General features: G+C 32.5%; 17 protein-coding genes. All 17 read right to left on the bottom strand.

The annotated features are described in order from the left end of the window. Nucleotides 1-244: 244 nt before the first annotated feature. The 17 genes from flxY to AC3IPI_RS05075 all read right to left on the bottom strand — a co-directional run bounded on the left by flxY (nucleotide 245) and on the right by AC3IPI_RS05075 (nucleotide 18,473). Entirely contained in the window at nucleotides 245-1,537 is a 1,293-nt protein-coding gene (gene flxY / locus AC3IPI_RS05155; RefSeq protein WP_489157565.1) for a flexirubin biosynthesis putative acyl-CoA ligase FlxY, read from the bottom strand. Continuing rightward, nucleotides 1,534-3,204, bottom strand: a complete 1,671-nt coding sequence (locus tag AC3IPI_RS05150; RefSeq protein WP_489157563.1) for a C45 family autoproteolytic acyltransferase/hydrolase — start codon at nucleotides 3,202-3,204, stop codon at nucleotides 1,534-1,536. Before AC3IPI_RS05150 ends, flxY begins: the two co-directional genes overlap by 4 nt. Before the next feature lie 8 nt (nucleotides 3,205-3,212). Continuing rightward, the gene (locus AC3IPI_RS05145) at nucleotides 3,213-4,730 is read right to left on the bottom strand and encodes a phytoene desaturase family protein (protein ID WP_489157561.1); all 1,518 of its coding nucleotides are present in this window, start codon (nucleotides 4,728-4,730) and stop codon (nucleotides 3,213-3,215) included. 1 nt (nucleotide 4,731) lies between these two features. Then, entirely contained in the window at nucleotides 4,732-8,415 is a 3,684-nt protein-coding gene (locus AC3IPI_RS05140; protein ID WP_489157559.1) for an MMPL family transporter, read from the bottom strand. A gap of 102 nt (nucleotides 8,416-8,517) precedes the next feature. Then, a complete protein-coding gene (locus AC3IPI_RS05135; RefSeq protein WP_489157557.1) occupies nucleotides 8,518-9,705 on the bottom strand; it encodes a DUF2062 domain-containing protein in 1,188 nt (395 codons plus the stop codon). An 18-nt stretch (nucleotides 9,706-9,723) separates the two neighbouring features. Continuing rightward, a complete protein-coding gene (locus AC3IPI_RS05130; protein ID WP_035620114.1) occupies nucleotides 9,724-10,209 on the bottom strand; it encodes a hypothetical protein in 486 nt (161 codons plus the stop codon). 2 nt (nucleotides 10,210-10,211) lie between these two features. Further along, nucleotides 10,212-10,583: an ApeI family dehydratase gene (locus AC3IPI_RS05125; protein ID WP_409417718.1), complete on the bottom strand. Its 372-nt coding sequence runs from the start codon at nucleotides 10,581-10,583 to the stop codon at nucleotides 10,212-10,214. A gap of 124 nt (nucleotides 10,584-10,707) precedes the next feature. After that, nucleotides 10,708-11,316, bottom strand: a complete 609-nt coding sequence (locus AC3IPI_RS05120; protein ID WP_039117435.1) for a porin family protein — start codon at nucleotides 11,314-11,316, stop codon at nucleotides 10,708-10,710. 33 nt (nucleotides 11,317-11,349) lie between these two features. Next, nucleotides 11,350-11,988: a flexirubin biosynthesis protein LolB2 gene (lolB2, locus tag AC3IPI_RS05115; protein WP_489157554.1), complete on the bottom strand. Its 639-nt coding sequence runs from the start codon at nucleotides 11,986-11,988 to the stop codon at nucleotides 11,350-11,352. Further along, nucleotides 11,954-12,592, bottom strand: a complete 639-nt coding sequence (gene lolA2 / locus AC3IPI_RS05110) for a flexirubin biosynthesis/transport protein LolA2 (protein WP_489157552.1) — start codon at nucleotides 12,590-12,592, stop codon at nucleotides 11,954-11,956. The genes lolB2 and lolA2 overlap by 35 nt, the downstream gene beginning before the upstream one ends. Continuing rightward, a complete protein-coding gene (locus AC3IPI_RS05105) occupies nucleotides 12,579-13,358 on the bottom strand; it encodes a polysaccharide deacetylase family protein (RefSeq protein WP_489157550.1) in 780 nt (259 codons plus the stop codon). Before AC3IPI_RS05105 ends, lolA2 begins: the two co-directional genes overlap by 14 nt. Further along, nucleotides 13,355-14,416 (bottom strand): beta-ketoacyl synthase N-terminal-like domain-containing protein, encoded by a 1,062-nt coding sequence (locus AC3IPI_RS05100; protein WP_489157548.1) that lies wholly within the window; start codon nucleotides 14,414-14,416, stop codon nucleotides 13,355-13,357. The genes AC3IPI_RS05105 and AC3IPI_RS05100 overlap by 4 nt, the downstream gene beginning before the upstream one ends. Next, complete coding sequence (locus AC3IPI_RS05095; protein WP_039113369.1) at nucleotides 14,413-15,615, bottom strand: beta-ketoacyl-[acyl-carrier-protein] synthase family protein; 1,203 nt, start codon at nucleotides 15,613-15,615, stop codon at nucleotides 14,413-14,415. Before AC3IPI_RS05095 ends, AC3IPI_RS05100 begins: the two co-directional genes overlap by 4 nt. Nucleotides 15,616-15,861: 246 nt before the next feature. Then, nucleotides 15,862-16,119 (bottom strand): phosphopantetheine-binding protein, encoded by a 258-nt coding sequence (locus tag AC3IPI_RS05090; protein ID WP_489157546.1) that lies wholly within the window; start codon nucleotides 16,117-16,119, stop codon nucleotides 15,862-15,864. 2 nt (nucleotides 16,120-16,121) lie between these two features. Next, nucleotides 16,122-16,766 (bottom strand): 3-oxoacyl-ACP synthase, encoded by a 645-nt coding sequence (locus AC3IPI_RS05085; RefSeq protein WP_489157544.1) that lies wholly within the window; start codon nucleotides 16,764-16,766, stop codon nucleotides 16,122-16,124. Between the two features lies 1 nt (nucleotide 16,767). Continuing rightward, the gene (locus AC3IPI_RS05080) at nucleotides 16,768-17,250 is read right to left on the bottom strand and encodes a hypothetical protein (RefSeq protein ID WP_489157542.1); all 483 of its coding nucleotides are present in this window, start codon (nucleotides 17,248-17,250) and stop codon (nucleotides 16,768-16,770) included. Between the two features lie 83 nt (nucleotides 17,251-17,333). Further along, complete coding sequence (locus AC3IPI_RS05075) at nucleotides 17,334-18,473, bottom strand: beta-ketoacyl-[acyl-carrier-protein] synthase family protein (RefSeq protein WP_489157540.1); 1,140 nt, start codon at nucleotides 18,471-18,473, stop codon at nucleotides 17,334-17,336. Between the last annotated feature and the right edge of the window lie 152 nt (nucleotides 18,474-18,625).

Here is an 18,625-nt window from a genome sequence, read left to right as displayed (position 1 = left end):
TAAAAAAGGATCGTATTATTTCCAATTTTAAAACCTTTGGGCCTTTGTTACTCAGAGCCCCAGAACCTTCTTTAAACCCTTGCAACTTTAGACGCACTGCGGTGCGTCTCTACGGAAAACCTCTGCGCCTTTGTTACTCAGAGCCCTAGAACCTTCTTTAAACCTTTGTGGCTTTATACGCACAGCAGTGCGTCTCTACGAAAAACCTTTGTCCCTTTGAACCTCAGAACCTTTGTCCCTCTTTTTAAGAAATCCTATTATCAAAAAAACGAATCGGCTTGCGACTCATTGGGTTAAAAACCAAAGGATTTAATATTTCTTTTGAAGTAAATTCTATTTTTGGAGTTACTCTTAATTTGGCTCTAAAGTGATCTTTAATTTCTTGCAACAATTCACTCGACTGACTTTTTACGGCAATCTTAATTAGGATTTCATCTGTTCCTAAATCATTGGTGAATATCTCAATAATATGATTTTCGATTGCATCAAAGTCACTTAAAACATCATTCATCGCTGGCGGATAAAGCGTTGTTCCTTTATATTTTATCATTTGTTTTTTACGCCCGATAACTGGACCAACACGCAAAGTATTTCTTCCGCAAGCACAAGGAGTATCATGCAACTGAACAATATCACCAGTTTTAAAACGCAATAAAGGCATGGCTTCAATCCCTAAAGTGGTAAAGGTAAGTTCACCAGCTTCGCCATTTTTTACTCGATTATTATTTTCATCAAGAACTTCTACAATGATAAGTTCGGGATGATGATGTCCTCCGTTTTGATGTTCACATTCGGTAAAAGCGGTGCTCATTTCGGTTGAGGCATAAGTCGAGAATAATTTAATATCCCACTTCTCAGTAATTTTTTTAGACAAAATATTCATCGAAAAATCTTGATTTCTCAACGACTCTCCAATACAAATAGCGCCTTTTATGCTCGAATTATTATAATCGATATTATGGCTTTCGGCATATTCCATCAGTTTTAGCAAAAATGAAGGTACAGTTATTAGGTACGAAGGATTGTATTTTAAGATAGAATCCCATTGCAATTCGGGTATTCCTGCACCAACACGGATTACACCTACTTTTAATTTTCGCAATCCCAAAAAGTAAGCTAATCCAGCCATGAACTTGCGATCAATTGTAGTCATAAGTTGTACAATATCACCTTCTTTGATTCCGGCACAGTCAAAAGAAATGGCTTCGTTGTAAGCCAATCTGTCTAAATCGGCATCGGTTAAACCAAAAGTTACAGGATCACCTAAAGTTCCCGAAGTGGTTGCGAAATCGATGATTTTATTAATAGGTACACACAAAAAATCATCGTTATTATTCTGAAGATCTTCTTTGGTAGTAACAGGTAAAAGTTGAAGATCTTCCAGTGTTTTGATAGTAGAAACATCAATGTTTTTTTTCTCAAAAAGGTCTTTATAATAAGGTGAATTCTGACTTATGTAAGTCAAAAGTTCAACTAATTTTTGTTCTTGAAAAATTTTAATTTCTTCTAAAGAACCTTTTTCTATTTCTGGAATCATCTTAATTTTCTTTTGATTTTCTTAATATATTTTTCAACTTTCTGTTTTTCAGGAAGTGTGGTAATTTCTTTTGTCAATGCTTTTTCAAAGTGATTTTGTGCCAAAGCATATTCTTTTTTCTGGTAAAAATACAATCCCACTTTGTAATAAACTACCCAGTAATCAGGGTTTAAGGATTGATATTCCTGAATAAATTCAGGTGAAATTGCGTTCTTGCTTTTTAAATAAGAATTGATTTTTTCATCTTCAATTCTGAATTTTTGATAATTTTTAAATTCGGCTGAAGCCAAAAAAGGATCTTTGGCAATATTCAATTCACTCTCAGACAAAGATACAATTGTATCTGTTTGCTCTCTGTTTTTAAATATTTTATTCAAGTCGTAACAAACAAATTCTCCCAGTTGATACGGATTGGCAGAAACCCAAACTAATTTTTCTTCGGGTTTAAAAATTATGCCATGGTGCGCCATTAATTGATTTAAGGATTTTTCGTTACCATAACCCAATTTAATATTTTCCAAACCTTCTTTGTTTCTGAGTATTTCGGATGCTTTTTTAGGATTTACTTTTGGAGTTTCTTCAAAAAGTTCCACCATTCTATCGTATCGATATTTCGAATGACTGTTTAGGATTTGGTTCTCATTTCGTTTGTCATCTTTTAAGGCGTCGCTTTGAAAATGATTAGAACAAATAAGCTGATTGTTGTTTGAGACTTCATAAACTCCAAATTTGTGTGGAGAAACTTCTATTAAAACGGCTTTGTTATCATTGGCACTTCCTACCATTATAGATTCGGAAACGAAAACGGTTGTCTTTTTTGCAATAGCAATAGCTTCATCAATGTTGGTTGCATATTGTAATATTTGGCGGGTGAGAACAGAAATAGGAGTTTTGGCAATTAGCGGGATTTTCGATTTTCCGGCATTGATGGTTACTGTTAATCCTTCCTGATTCATTCCTGAAACTGCTCCAATCATTCCCGGCCAGGTTACCATCATAAACGGATGACCTGTTTTTGGTTTTATAAAGGCTACGATTTTGTCTTTCGCGAAAGCGTCATTTACATAAAAATCGAAATTGCGACCAAGGATTAAATTCCCATCTTCAGATTTTTCTCCCCAAGCAGCAAATGAGGAACAACCTACTAATGCCAAATCTTGTAATGCGTGCCCAATATCATGAGCTGCATGCAAATACAAATTGCGTAAATATTGCGATGCGATGGCATCATAATCATGCGATGTGTATTGAGAAACGCCGTAAATTTCGGTTTGATATTCTTCGGGAACATTGAGGTATAATTTTCTGTTGTACCATTTTAAAAAGTTTCTAAGCATATTTTGCTTAAACTTTGAAGGTACTAAATCTTTAATTTTTGAGAAAAATATGAGTTCTTGCTTCTTTAAAAGAGAGTCAGTTAATGCTCCAGAGTTAAGACCAATTTGATAAGCGTCGCCTTCTACATAAAGTTCCCAAAGACCTTGTTTGTTTTTTAAAAGAGAGTTCTTTCCAACTGAAAATACCGAATCGGATTGTTTTTTTACGATAGGTAAAATGGTATCATAATCTGCGATATTGGGCTGATGATGCATTGATTTTGAAGTGCCACAGGAGAGAAACACCAACAAAAAACCGATTAAGAATACAATCAGAATTCGCTTTTTCATAATCAAAATTATTCAGAGGCTTGATTGATTTTGGTTACTAGATATTCTTTCCCAACTATTTCTGAGCAAGTAACAACGGCGCCAATAGTTACGCCCAAAACGCCATGCATATTAATACTTTGTCCTGTTAAATACAGGTTGTTAAGTTTGGTCTTAGAAGCAATAAATGATTTCATAGGATTGTTAGAATCTTTAATGTAACCATACATATTACCGTTATGTCCACCAATATAATCACGATAAGAAAGTGGAGTAGAAGTGTGTATCGATTGGATACAATCTTTTATTCCGGGAAATTTTATCTCAATCTCGTTTAAAAATTTGATTGCTTTACGGGATTTAAATTCATCATAACTTTCGCCACGATCATTCTTTTCGGCAGTCGTATTAAATGTATCTACCCAAGGTAATAAATCGTCGAATTTCATGTAGGTAATAAAAGTCATTCCATCCGCCCATTCTTCATCTTTCTTAGATGCGTTCATGGATGCCATATATGCTTTTGGCCAAGAGTTTTCGTCGTACTCATGGGCTGTCCAAACATCATTACTATTTTTAAAATGATAGTAGTTATGATTGATGTATTTAAAGGTATTTGGTTTAAAAACCAAGTATAAACTAAATGCTGAGATTACGCCTTCGAGACTTTGGATTCGGCTATAAAATGATTTTCTAAAATTTTCTTCGCCAACCATTTTTAAAGTGGTTTTTGGTTCTATGTTAGAGATAAAGTACGTTGCCGAAACTTCGGTTCCATCTTTTATTTTAACATTAGTAACATTGTTGTCTTCTACATTAAAACGAACGACTTCTTTGTATTTATGAACTTCTCCTCCGTGTTTTTTTAATTGTTTGATGAGTTGTTTTGTAATCTGACTTCCGCCATTTATACATCGCCAAGAACTCTGAATGTATGAGTTTACAGATAAAGCATGTACATAAAAAGGCGATTTGTCTTCAATGCCAGCATATAAAAAATTAGAACCAGCAAGTACGGCTCTTAATTGTTTATTTTCGGTTATCTCATCGATGGTTTGTTTGGCATTTAAGGTCAAGATTTCGCTATCGTATTTCCCTTCCCAACGCAAGTTGTATAACGGGAACGAATCGCAGGTATCTTTTATTTTTTCACAATAATTCTCTATTGCTTCTTTTTCTTCTGGGAAGTGTTTTAATAATTGGGCAACGAAGTTTTCATATCCTTGCGCATGTGGATATTCTTTGTTTTCATCTTCAAATGAGATGATATCAAAACCATCTTCATCCATTTTTTTTAGTTTCAAATTATCCATGATGCCTAGATATTTGAAATATTTATACAAATTTTGCCCTTCGCTCAGTCCTCCGATGTAGTGGATTCCTGTATCAAAAATTGTTTTATCTCTCACAAATGTTTGGAGATTTCCACCGAACTGATTATTTTTTTCGAGCACACAAACGCTATATCCTTCTTTGGCAAGAATAATAGCCGAAACAAGACCGCCTAAACCGCTTCCTACGATAACAACATCATAACGTTCTTTCATGCTATTCTTTCTTTAAGACTATAATTTTGTCTTCTTCATTTGTACAAGTATAGCCAAAATTAAGCAATGTGTCCTTTAAACTTGTGCTATTTATTAAAATAAAACAAGATGTTGTCGGAATAATTTTTTCAATAATTGAGTTGTAACTTTCATCGGAAATTAAAACAACATCATATTGTTTTTGTAATGCCACATCTAGATTTTCCAGATAATGTATGGCTCTTTTCTTAACGATATAATTGGTTTGTGCAACCTCATGTTTTTCTTCATCGGTTGTATAAGAGTCCACTTTTCGTTGTGGTTCTTGTAATGTTAATAGTAAATCGAGTTGACCATAATCATTGGTAAGATGCAAGATTTTGGCTTTAGGTTTTATGTATTTATTTAATAGATAATAGGTCTCTAAATAGGTTTTTAGATTCTTTTTTACACTATTTATTATTTCCGATTCTTTATAATCAAAACTATTGATAATTATTTTTTTGAAATAATCAGGACCTTCAAGCTGCTCTCGTACTTTATGGAATTCGGCTTTAAAGAAGGTACTTATTTGCTTTGTTCTTTCGGTATAATTTTTCCCAAAAGAAAGATTATCAGGAGTAATTCGGTCAAGAATAGAAATGGTTATTGCACTATCATATATAATGAAATCTCCTTTTGGTAATGCCTCTGAAGTACCGTGGATCAGGATAGGGATAATATCCAGATTAAAATGTTCTGCAAGATAAAATGCGCCTTTATGGAATCGTTTTACCTGATTGCTTTCAGATCTTGTTCCTTCTGGGAAAACCATTAAGGAATATCCTTCGTCTATTTTTTTTCGTAAATGTTCAAGACCTCCTTCAAGACCTTCTGATACGGGATAAAAACCTGCTTTTCTTACTGTAGCTCCAAAAATAGGAGAATTGTAAACCCAGTCGCTTACCAGATAAATGATTTTAGGGCTTAGCATTCCAACTGCCAAAATATCTAAAAAGGAAGAATGGTTGGCAATAATTACAGCTGGTTTTTCAAATTTCTCGTTATGAATATTAATTACTTTTTTGCTTACAAATGGATTTGTATATAAAACGGATTTCATGAATTTTGAAATCAGATATCGGAATCCTTTTATTTTTGTCTGCTCTTTTAGAGGAAGAATTTTCATAAATGTCAGGCAAAAAAGAGACATTAAGATTCCACCAAGACCATAGTATAAAAATGACAATACGCCATGTATAAAGGAACGAAGCTGGAATGGTGCTTTTCCGTTTTTAGGGCGATTAGACAAGAATAGCTTGAATAAAATGGGGTAGAAGATAAACGTAATGATTAGCGCTGCAAAAACCCCAATTAATGAAATTGATGAAATAGATTGTAATGCGGGATGTTTGGCAAATATCAATGCACCAATTCCTAGTATGGTTGTTATTACCGCAAGTATAATTGATGTTCTGTATATCGCAATCTCATTCTTTCCGGTTGTATATTCTTTTTGTAAGGCGCTTGTCATGAAAATACTAAAATCGACACCATGACCAAAAATCAAAGTACATACAATCATGCTGAAAATATTCAATTCGATATTAAAAATTCCCATGATACCAGCGGTTACAATTCCGGTTAATGCAATCGGAATGCAACTTATAATAACCAATTCAACTCTTCTGAAAAAGAAGAACAGAATAAGAATCACGGCGACAAAAGAATAATTTACAAGAGAATTAAAATCGGTTTTTAGTGTGCTAAAGAAAGTTTCATTCATTTGCTGGCGGTCAATTGCCAATAAACCATCTTTGGCAGAAGCCGATTTTACAAATGCGTCACGTTGTTCGGGAGCAACTTTTACTAATGTTGAGATGGTGAAAAAGCCGTTTTTCTCACTAATAAATTCCTGTAGTTGTAAGGCACTTATCTTTAAATAATCCTGATAGGTTATAGGTTTAAAGCTAGCATCAAGATGGTCAAAAAATGCGGTGTAGGTTGTGGGTTTAAACCCAAGCTTTGCACCTTCGTTTATTAATTGAGATTTTAATAGTTGCTTTTTATTGGCATCCCAAAATGAATTCCATTTATCAATTTTTTGCTTTTGCTCCTTTTGCGAAAGCATAATTCCTCCTACAGAACTATAATTTAATATTTTGTTTTCCTGTTTTTCTTTTGCAAGAGCATTAAAAAGCAAGCTGTTTTTTTGCAAAACATCTTCCATACTATTTCCGTAGGATGCCAGATAAATAGTTTTAGAAGTTAAGCTTGTTGTACTTTCTTCAAGATCTTTTTCGGCAGCTTTAATTTCTTTTGGAACAAAATTAAGTTGTGATAAATCATTATTAAAACCAACATCGTTATAAGTAAAACAACAAATGATTGTTATAAGAACACAAAAGCCAATTAAGAATTTATTGTTATGAAATGAAAAATGCGCCAATTTATCAATCACATTTTTCTTGTGTTCAAAATTGTTTTCTTTTGGTTTATACAAATGCGGAACAATGAGAAGGGAGAAAAATGCGGAAGCCATTACGATTACTGCAGCAAAAATTCCTAAGTCGTTTAAGGCATCTGATTTTACAAAAAGCAAACATAAAAATGCAACGGCAGTTGTAGAACTACTCATGATTACTGGCATCGTAATGTCTTTGTACAATGTTTTTACATCGCTATTGTGCTTGTAATGTGTTAAGATATGTATGGAATAATCTATTGTGATTCCTAAAAGAATTGAACCAATACCAAGTGAAATCGCCGAAATTCTTTCCTTGACAAAGTATAAAAATGCAACGGCAAATAAAGCGCCAAAAACTGTTGGAAGAAAAATGATTAATGGGATAAATACTTTTCGATAAAACAAAATCAAGATAAGCATTAATGTAATCATTGCAATAGTTGTAGTAAGTACAATATCACTCTTAATTTGGTTGGCATTTGCAACAGCAATAAGTGCTGATCCAAAATAACTTATCGAAGCTTTTGTTTTAAATTGTTTGTTTAAATTGTCTTTTATTGTATTAAGCTTTGCTGCAAAAATGGAGTTTTGTTCTGTTTCGCTCGAAGGCAAATTAGAAGTAATAAACAACAATAATTTCTTTTTGTCTTTGGTCATTAGAAAACCATTGTCGAGGGTAAAATCATCGCCAACATTTAATTGCTGTAATTTTTTTAGGGCTATAAATGAAATCCCTAATGGATCTTGTAATATAAAATCTTTGGTAATAAATCCCGAAGGGGAGATTATCGATTTGTAATTTCCTTGCACTGTTGCCGCAATACTATCTTGTTGCAATTTTGATTGTATGGTTGCATAATCTTTATCGTCTAGAAAAAGAGGCACATTGTTGTAAACAAAATCGATAGTTTCCTGAATGTTTTCTTCATCGATTTTTCCTTGTACAGCTGTTATATAAGGCTTGCAAGTTTTTGCAATACTATCGGTAAAAACTGCTGCCATTTCTTTTAAATCTTCATCTGTTCCGTCTTTTTCAATTTGGAAAATAACGGTGATTTTATCTGCAAAATTAAGCTGCTTTAATACTTTGGCAGTAACATCTGTTTTATCGTTTGTTGGAATAAGTTTGGTGATATCTTCTTCAAATTTAATTTTTGAAGCAAAAAATCCAAATATAAAAAGCATCGCAATTGCCAAGAAAACCGATAACGATTTTCTCTTATTTACAAATAGATGTATGGCGTAGAAATAATGATGCATGCTTATAGTTTTTTTAGCCACTGATTATACTGATTCGTACAGATTACTCCCGTTGCGAATATAATTTTCTTTAATCCTTTAATATGTGGCAAAATATTTAATTTAATTATTGGTTTTATTTTTGGGTGTACTAAACAATGTTAAAAGTAAGTAGGCTATTGATCCTAATAATAATGCCATTACGGATGCTAATACTAAACTCCCAACAACATATTGTGTTACATTCTTTGATACATCTGTAAGTGATAGTGAATCATTTAGTACCAAAGGAGCTGTATTTGTTATAAAAAGACTTCCCATTTTTAAAGATCCATATATTACTAAAGGGATGAATGGTGGGAAACTAACATTTGATGCCAAAAAAGCGATGACTTTATTAAGCTTGAATAAGGTAGCAGAGAAAAGAAGTAATATGGTCTGGAATCCCCAAAATGGTGAAATCCCAATAAAAACGCCTAATGCAATTGCTGCTGATTTTTTAAAATTAGATTCATCGCTTTCCAGAATATCTTCTAGTAGGAATTTTTTAAGTCCTTTTTTTTTAATTTTCCGAACTAAATCTCTCGGTTTAATGTAAACAAGAGCAATAAAAACCAATACGGTATTTAAGATACTGATTCGGGTAAAATCCTTGAATGGACGAAAATGTGAAACTCTTTCGAGAGGGTCATACAAAACTTTGACCGGAATGTTTTTAACCGGAATGCCTTTCCAGGCAGCACGTACAATAATCTCGATTTCAAATTCAAATTTAGGCGTGAAATGTCTCTCGGGAATTAATCGTAAAGGGTACAACCGAAATCCGGATTGTGTGTCCTGAAGTCTAATTCCTGTTTCAAACCAAAACCAGAAGTTTGAAAATTTGTTTCCGAAACTACTTTTTTTAGGTACATTTTCCTGAGTCATATTACGACTTCCAATAAGCAAGGAATTTGGTTCTTTTTGGATAGCATCTATAAACGAAGGAATATCCGAAGCAAAATGTTGTCCATCGGAATCGATTGTTATCGCATATTCGTAATTTAAAGCAATCGCTTTATTAAATCCGTTTTGCAATGCAATTCCTTTTCCTTGATTTTCGGGATGGTGAATTTGTATGAGTTCTGGAAAATTTTCTAAAATTTCTCGTGTTTTATCTGTCGATCCATCATTGACTACAATAACATCTTTGGTGTAGGTTAAAATAGAATCAAGAACTTTTGCTAACGTTTTGTGGTTGTTGTACGTGGGTACAATAACACAAAAATTAGTTTGGGCAAGTTGTTCTTCTTGAGATAAAATAGGTTCCATTTTGTGGTTTTTCTTTAACTACTTTACAGTTTGCTTTTCTTCTGCAGAAAAACTTTTAGATTGTAGGATAAAGTTCTTTAGATATTCCTTTAGCGCAGTATTTTGATCTTTATAATGTGCCAGAATAAATTTTTTGTCTTCTTTGATGTTTTTTTTATAACCCGTAATTCCAGGAACATTTTCCTGAATACTTAATCGAATCATTCTAATTTCTATCGAGTTTGGCTCTTTTACGACAGTGCTTTCTAATAATTTAGCACCTTCTTTAAAACGACTCATTTTGGCCGAAACTTTCTTCTCATATTTAGAATCCAATAGGATAGAAGCGGCTTTATATGCTACCAGAATATTTTCGTCTGTGGTCGAAATGTCATTTAGTTTTGCAGTAAAATCTTTTGCACTTGTTTCAGAACCTGAAGCTGTTGGATATATTTTCCTGATAGTTGCAAGATCTGGTGTACTTACCAGACTTACTAATAAAAATAAGGATAAAAATAATTTCATGATTAAGTCTTTTTATAAACATTGCTTAGTTTTAAAGCAACCGTTTCATTAAAATAAGTCGTGTTTTTTACTTTTACCAAACCGTCTTCGGTTGTGGTAATATCCAATTCTAAACGTAATTCGGGTGTAACTTCGGGATTAATTAGCGCCATGAATTTTACATTACTTAGCGTTTGCATCATTAGGTTACTTTTGGTAATTGTTTCCGAAAGTTCTTTTATAATTTGTATCATACATACTCCCGGCATTATCGGGTTGTCTGGAAAATGACCTTTAAAAACATCGTGTTTATCATTTACTAAAATGACAGCATCGTATTTAGAATCACTTGTGTTTTCTAATGAAAGTATTTTATAAAAGTCTTTTAAAACCATAGTTACATTTTATTTCAACCCTGTTGGGTGTAGTTAATTTTAACGTATGAAATCTATGTTTTTATACGTTAAATAAAATTTTTATGACCCGAGTGAACAGATGCTGTAATTTACACCTAACAGGTTATTTTACTTTAAATGTATAACTAATCCCAATTTGGAAAACGTTATTTAATATGATGTTATCATAGTAATCATCGTATCCGTTATCAATACCATCATATCCGTAAATATCGATTAGACCTTGTTTAAATCTTGCTTCAAAAGTTAAACCATTAGGTAAAGTATATCCAAGACCAGCAACGAAAGCAACATCAACTCCAACAGGATTGTAGTCGTATGAAGGGAAATTGTCACTTGTTTTAAAATCTACAGATGGACCACCTAATATATGAAATCCACCTCCTGCAAAATGAAATTTAGCAACTGCACCTAATGAAACATAATTTAATTCGTAGGTTACTTTACTTGATCTAAATGATCCTAATGCGTATTCACGTGCTTCTGCACCTTGTCTTGTGTAGGTTAGTTCTGGCTGAAGAGTAAAATATTTATTGAATCTTATGGCTACCAAACCACCCACATAAAAATCTGTTTTAGCGTCGCTAGATCCAAAATTGGTTAAGTTCGAAATATTTAAACCGCCACGAATTCCTGGACTTACAGTTACCTGAGCTTGTGTGTTAAGGATTCCAACAAGGAATACAACTGCGATTAAGATTAATTTTTTCATTTTTGATTTAATTTTTAATGATTCGTTTAATTTTTACTCTGATTTAAAATAATTCAGCTCTATTTTTAACTTTATATTTTGATGTAAAATCTCTATTTTTTCTGCAAAAATATTGTTTTCTGAACTAAAACTAATAGTTATTTTTTCTTTTGTTTGTGAGGCATGTACTACCTTCTCTAGTTTGTTATTTTCTTTAGATAAAAATATAAAATTATATTGCTTGCCATCTTTAGTTTGATAGATGGTATTTTCTTGATTTTCAAATGATTTTTCGATTATGTAGTCCTTTTTAAGAAGTAAACGAAAATCTTTTTTTAAGGTCGAAATAAGAATTTTTCGGTCTAATTCGGATACAATTGAGTTGACTTTAAAACTAGTTTCCGAAATTTCAAAGTCTAATAATTTATTACCAAATTCAGTTGTAAATACTACTCGATGTGTAGTATCATTTATTTTCTTGGCAATAAAAATTCCTGACAGTTCATGACCATAAACGGTTATGTTTGCTTTATAGACATAATCAATTTCGGGATTAGAAAAATAAGGAGCTTCGTAAGTCGTTTTTTCTAATGGTTTTGGAGTATAATTTTTGGTAATTTTTTGACCACAAGAAAATAAGAAAATGACTAGAAAGCAATTAATTAGTAAAAACGGAGTCGTCGATTTTTGCATTTATCACTTTATTTTTAAGTACAATTCGGGTATAATCTTCAGATGATTCAAGAAGTTTTACCTGAACAACTGTTGCATCTTCTTTATCAAAAGTCAATTCTATTTGCTTGATGTATTTCTTTAAGGTTGCATCTTTTGGAATAAATTTAGCAATATTCTGATTTTTAAATTTAAAATAACTGATGCTAAATTCCTTATCATCAAACATATCGCCACTTACACTACCTACAATAAGTTTATTGATTCGACCAAAGATTTTGCTATTTCCAATATCGACCGCACTTTTTTTGCCTTCGTCATTAATCAGGATTTTACCGTTTTTAAAAACAATACTATAATTATATGGTTTTTTGTATTGCCATTGTAATAAGCTTGGCTCTTTAAAAATCATCTTTCCAGATGTTTCAATATCCTTGGATAAAAAATCCAAATGCTTGTACTGAACGAAATCAGTACTTAATGTTTTTATTTTTTTAGAAACTACATTCACAGATTGCTTGAAAGCTGCAATTTCACTATCAGACATTTTTTGTTCTTGTGCAAACGAGTTCAAGACGAACAGGTTCAGAATTATAACGGATAAGTATATTTTAGTCTTCTTCATATGCTTTAAGATTCAAAAGTTTTTCAACCGAAATCACGGTATAATTGTTTTGCTGCAGGAACTGCAAGAACTGTTCCAAGACCAAAACCGAATGCTTGGCCGTATCGTGCAAAAGTACAATTCCGCCAGGAGAAACTCGTTTTATAATGCGATTGTAAATAATCTCTTGGTCTTTAATGCCGCCATCAAGGGATCGGATATTCCAACCAATTACTTTATGGTTGCTTATTTTTAAAGCTCTTCGTATAGATGGTGTTGTTACGCCATACGGAGGCCTGAAAAACTGTATTTTTTTTGAAGTAAATTTTTCCAGCAATACATCCGTTTTCCTCAGTTCTTCGAGTATTTTTTTAGCATTGTAAAAATCAAAAAAATCAGAATGACTATAAGAATGATTCCCTACCAAATGCCCTTCGGATAAAATACGTTCTATAATTTCGGGATGTTTCTCGATGTTTTTTCCAATGCAGAAAAAGGTAGCTTTTACATCGTGTTTTTTTAAAACATTCAGAATTTCTAATGTAGTTTCGCTTGGACCATCATCAAACGTTAATGCAATTTTCTTTTTGGTTACCGACGAATTATTGCAATAAGCCTTTACATGATAATTAGAATTTATTCGTGCCGAGTTTATCGCAGCAATACTCAACCAGATTATTCCAATGATAATAAACCACCAAATATTGATTGCGATATAAAGTTTCGAAAGAAGCAGTAAAAGCAATATGATGATAAAAAACAAAGAAGTGTTTTTATGCGTTATCATTTTGAAATTAATGTAAAACTATGGTCTTTACCGTTTAATTGATTGTACAATAAAATAGTATTATATGCTGGTTTCTCTAGTGAATTAACTCTAATCAGTTCTGGGATTGTTTGTGTTTTGATAATTTTAGAACCAACCCATAATCCAAAAGATGAAGCGGTATTGTATTCTCCACATAAATGTTTGTAATAAACCTGTGGTGTATTTGCGAAAGCATTTTCGGTTAAATTGGTATAATAAGAATCGAATTCTACATCACCATTTAAGCCTAAAACAATAGCGTCAATATCCGAAATTTCTAAATTATTCGATTTTAAGAATTCAATAATTTCAGCTTCAACTTCATTTTCTTGTAACTTGTTCTTGATTTCTACATCTAGAAGTTCAGCATAAGTAGTTTCTTTTTTTTCATTTTCTAAAACAAAAAAACTAGCTCCTTCACCACAAACATATCCTTTTGTGGTTTCGTTTAAAAGTTCGTAAGGTTCATTTCTTTCTCCTTTTATGTATCCTGCTAATTTAAAAAGTGAAATAGTATAATCTCCGTTTTCATCAACTCCACCCACTAATACTGAGTTGGCTTCGTTTCCTTCAATCTGCATTTTTGCATCCAAAAGAGCCGACTCAAATGAGATTGCGCCATTTACATAAGTAAAGTTATATCCCTTGCATTGTAATGTTAAGGCTATTTGTGCTCCAACAGTATTGTGTGTTGATTGTATAAAAGCAGTAGGAGTTAAAAACTCCTCGTTATTATCGATAATTGCTTTTAGGAATTTCTCCGAATCTTCGATGCACCCCATTCCGGTTCCGGTAATAATAGCATCGATATTCGAAATATTGGCTTCTTTTAATGCATAAGCAGAAGCTACGATTCCGTTTTTGATTCCATTAGCCATTCTTCGGCTTGCAACTGGAGAAATGAAATCTTTGTAGACAGGTTTTTTTAAAAACAAAACGTTGTCATTTTTATTCCATTCAGCATCTTCTAAAAAAACAGTATCAAATGTTTTTTGAGCTGAAAGACAACCTGTACCATTTATATATGTTTTCCTCATTTGCTTTTAGAAAATATAAGAGTAGAACAATTACCACCAAACCCGAAAGAATTTGATAATACGTGTTCGATATTTTTATGTTTTAATGTTGTTTGTGGCGTCAGATTAAATTCCTGCATTGGAGTTTCAAAGTTTAAACTTGGGAAAACCACATTGTTCTGAATAGCAAGTACGCTATAAACCGCTTCGATTGCTGCTGCTGCCGCCAGTGTATGTCCTGTAAAAGGTTTGGTTGAGCTAAAATCGGGAACAGGTTTCTGGTCGTAAATTCTAAGAATTGCTCTTCCCTCAGATAAATCATTATTGGGAGTTGCCGTTCCGTGAACATTTATATAATCGATCTCGCCAGGATTTATAGCAGCAACATCAAATGCTTTTTTCATAGCAAGATAAGCACCATCTCCATTTTCGGATGAAGCAGTTTGATGAAAAGCATCATTGGCATTGCCATAACCCGAAACACGAGCGAGAACTTTTTTGTTTTCTTTTTTTACAATTTCTTCAGATTCTAAAACTAAGAACGCAGCTGCTTCGCCTAGGTTTAATCCTTTGCGTTCATCATCAAATGGTTTATTATATCCATCAGATAATATCATTAAAGTTTTAAAACCGTTGATTGTAAATTTTGCCAAAGCATCGGTTCCACCAACAATTACCCGATCCAGTTTTCCGGTTTTTATCAATCGTGCACCAAGCATAATTGCATTTGCAGCCGAAGAACAAGCCGTACTTATTGTAGTAACCATTCCTATTAATCCGAGTTCGTCGGCAATTTTTTGAGCTACATCGCCACAATTATGACAACTAATGTATTTTTCGAGTTCGGGATTATCAAAATAATCGTAATAATATTTCTCGGTCATATCCATTCCGCCAACGCTTGTTGCCGAAATTAATCCCGTTTTATATTCATTAATTGATGTAATTCCTGCATTTGCTACAGCTTCTTTGGCAGCAATTGTACCAAGCATAGCTGTTCTCGAAAAGTTGTTTTCTTCGTCAAGTTGTAATTGAGCGATTAACTCAGCATTGGTTTTTTTTATTTCACCAACCTTAATAACATCGGCATGAACTGTCGAAATGTTTTCGATAGTTGTAATAGCAACTTTGTTATTTATTAATGAAATATAATTTTCCTCAACCGAATTTCCGATTGAAGAAATTATTCCCATACCAGTTATAGCAACTCCTTTTACCATTTTTTTAGACGACTTAGATTTTTAGACTTACTTAGACTTCTTAGATTTTCTAGATAAAAATTCATGAAAAACTAGAGGATAGTTGAATAATTTAAAAATCGAACAATTTATTATTTTAAACTTTGAAAAAGCTTCTTGAAACTATTTTAGACTTTTTAGATTTTAGACAATACTTTTATCTAATCCCGTCCCGACGTTTCGGGATCGGGATAAAAATCTAAGCCAGTCTAATCAGTCTGAAAAAGTCTATTTAGTTCTATTAGCTGTTATGTAAGCAGCCATTGATTCGATTGATTGGAAAATTACTTTTCCTTCTTTTGGGTCAACTAATTTAATTCCGTAATCTTTATCAAGAATAACAATTAATTCCAAAGCATCGATAGAGTCTAAACCTAAACCATCTCCAAACAAAGGATCATTGTCATTAATATCTTCAAGCGTAATGTCTTCAAGGTTTAAAACAGTAATAATTTTATTTTTTAATTCTAATTTTAATGCTTCCATGATTATTTATTATATAATGTTTCTATCGTTTCGTTTTGGTATTTATGATTCTCGTCTTTACCAATCAGGCAAAGAAAAGCTTTATATTCTTCATTAAAAAATTCAACCCATCCACAAAGTACCTTTTCTGCTTTATTGGTATGCAAAAGTGTATTGGCATAACTGTTCATGAATTCTGGATTGAAGGCATCAAATATAAAGAAAGAATTCTCGCTTTTTAATTGATGACGTATGCTTATTTCGCCCAAGCAAATGTTTGGCAAGGTATAAACAAAAACTGCTGGACTTGGATAATAATTTTCTTTATCAGATATAGATTCCTGATACTTTACATCGGTATCTAAACTTGATGATTTATTGGCTAAAAGTAAAGCGGTATTGTTTTCTGTTTGCTTTGCCAGTTCACTATCGTTCGGGTCCGATTCTGTTTCAGATTTCAAAAGTAATTCGGCTCCTAAAAAAGCAAGTTTGCTTAAAGAATCCATTTTGAAAAACTTAGGATAATTAATCTCAAAATTGCGATAAGCTTGTTTTGAGAAATCAGCAAATAAAGTGGGTTCTGTTTTGAATACAGAAGTTCCATTCAAAACAATTTCGTTGTTTTGGATTGTGCAATAGGATTGTATGTATGTTTTGTTTTGAGTCATTTTATTTTATATAATCTTCTGCATCATAAGCATCAATAGGAAAATCTTCTTCAGTTATCGATTTATAGAAGAAAGTTCCAATACTCATTTTTAAATCAATGTAAATTTTATTTAAATCTTCAATATTTTCTTCTTCCCAAAGAATGTCATGAAAAATATATCCAACGCTCATTGTTTTTGTATTTAGAACAATTGGATCTCCGTTTGCGCCGGAACCAATAATTAATAAATCTTTTTTATAAATTTCGTTATTCTCTTCTTCAAGATTTTCTGTTTTAATTCTGTTTATGCAATTAAAATATATACTTCCAAATTTAATTTCTTCTCTAAATGAAAATGTTTTAAAAAAAATTATCAAATCTTGAGATAAGTTTAAGTTTTCAAAAAACTCAATAGTTTTATCTGTTACTTTTATTGCATTATCTTTAAAATCAAAGTTTTTAATTTTTAAAGCTTCTTTAAAAAGTGATTCGTCTAAATTCATTTCTTTAAGTTTTGAACTTGTAAGGATTACTTGCAAGTTGGATTTCAAATTTGAACTGTTCGGAATTTCCGAACAGTTCAATCTCATTTCACTTTTTCAAAAACCACAGCCGTATTACAACCTCCAAATCCAGAAGCTGTTTTTAGGAATGTCTTGATATTTTTATCTTCGTTTTTCTCAATTACATTTATCGATTGACTTACACCTAATTCATCAAAACCTAAGGAAACAAAAAGCTTGTTTTGAAGCACAGATTCAATAGCAATAACTGTTTCTAATAATCCTGATGCGCCCAATGTATGACCATAAAAACCTTTCAGACTATTTACAGGAACTGTTCCCATTTCTAATCGGTTGAAAGCGATGGCTTCCATTTCGTCATTAAAAGATGTTGCGGTTCCGTGTGCGGAAATATAATCGATATGTTCTGGTTTTATTTGTGCTTCGTTCAGGGCATTTTGAATACTTCGGTACAAACCTTCGCCTGTTCTTGAAGGACCCGAAATATGATTGGCATCGTTTATAGAACTATCTCCTGTAACTTTTATTTTTGAATTTTTGGCTTCCGCCGAAACTAAAACTGCAGCAGCAGCTTCGCCAAGACTTACACCAGTTCTGTTTAAAGAATATGGTTTGCATGGTAAACTACTCATTGCCTGAAAAGCATTAAAGCCAGATAAAACAAATTCTGAAACTTCATCGCCAGCAACGATAAAAACGTTGTCGTAAAGTTCGCTTTGTATTAATCTTTTGGCAACCGAAACGGCCAGAATTCCAGATACACAAGCATTTGATACCACGATTGGTTGGGTTTTAAATCCAAAATAATCAGCTATTGTTTGTGCCAAAGTATGTAAATGTGCATTCTGAAAACTCTCTGGCGAATCATTTTTTAATGCAGTGATATTTCCTTTTGTTGTCGAAAGTATAAAGGCTGTCTTTGAATCTAAATCTATTTTTGAGTTTTTGACAACTGGCTCTAAAGCCAAAATCATCATTTTCTCTAATCTCGAATAGTTGGTTTCGGAACTAGCTTTCGCGAAAGCGGTATTTAGTTTCTCATCATTTATAATCGATGCATAAAAAGGATTTGGCATCAAGGACACATCTTCATGCAACTGAATACCTGATTCACCACGTAGGATAGTTTCAATGTTTGATGGAACATTAAATCCTAATGGTGTGATGCAATTGGTTTGCGTGATGTATACTGCTTTTGTCATTTTTATTGTGTTATCCTAACAGGTTTTTAAAACCTTGTAGGTATATTGTATTGATTATAATATACCTACAAGGTAAAAAAAACCTTGCAGGAAAGCTTTCCTGTGATTGTATCTTGTGTTATCTAAAAAGGCACGCAGATTTTACAGATTAA

The sequence above is a fragment of the Flavobacterium sp. GL_143 genome, from assembly GCF_057834355.1.
This window is presented reverse-complemented; position numbering and strand designations above follow the sequence as displayed.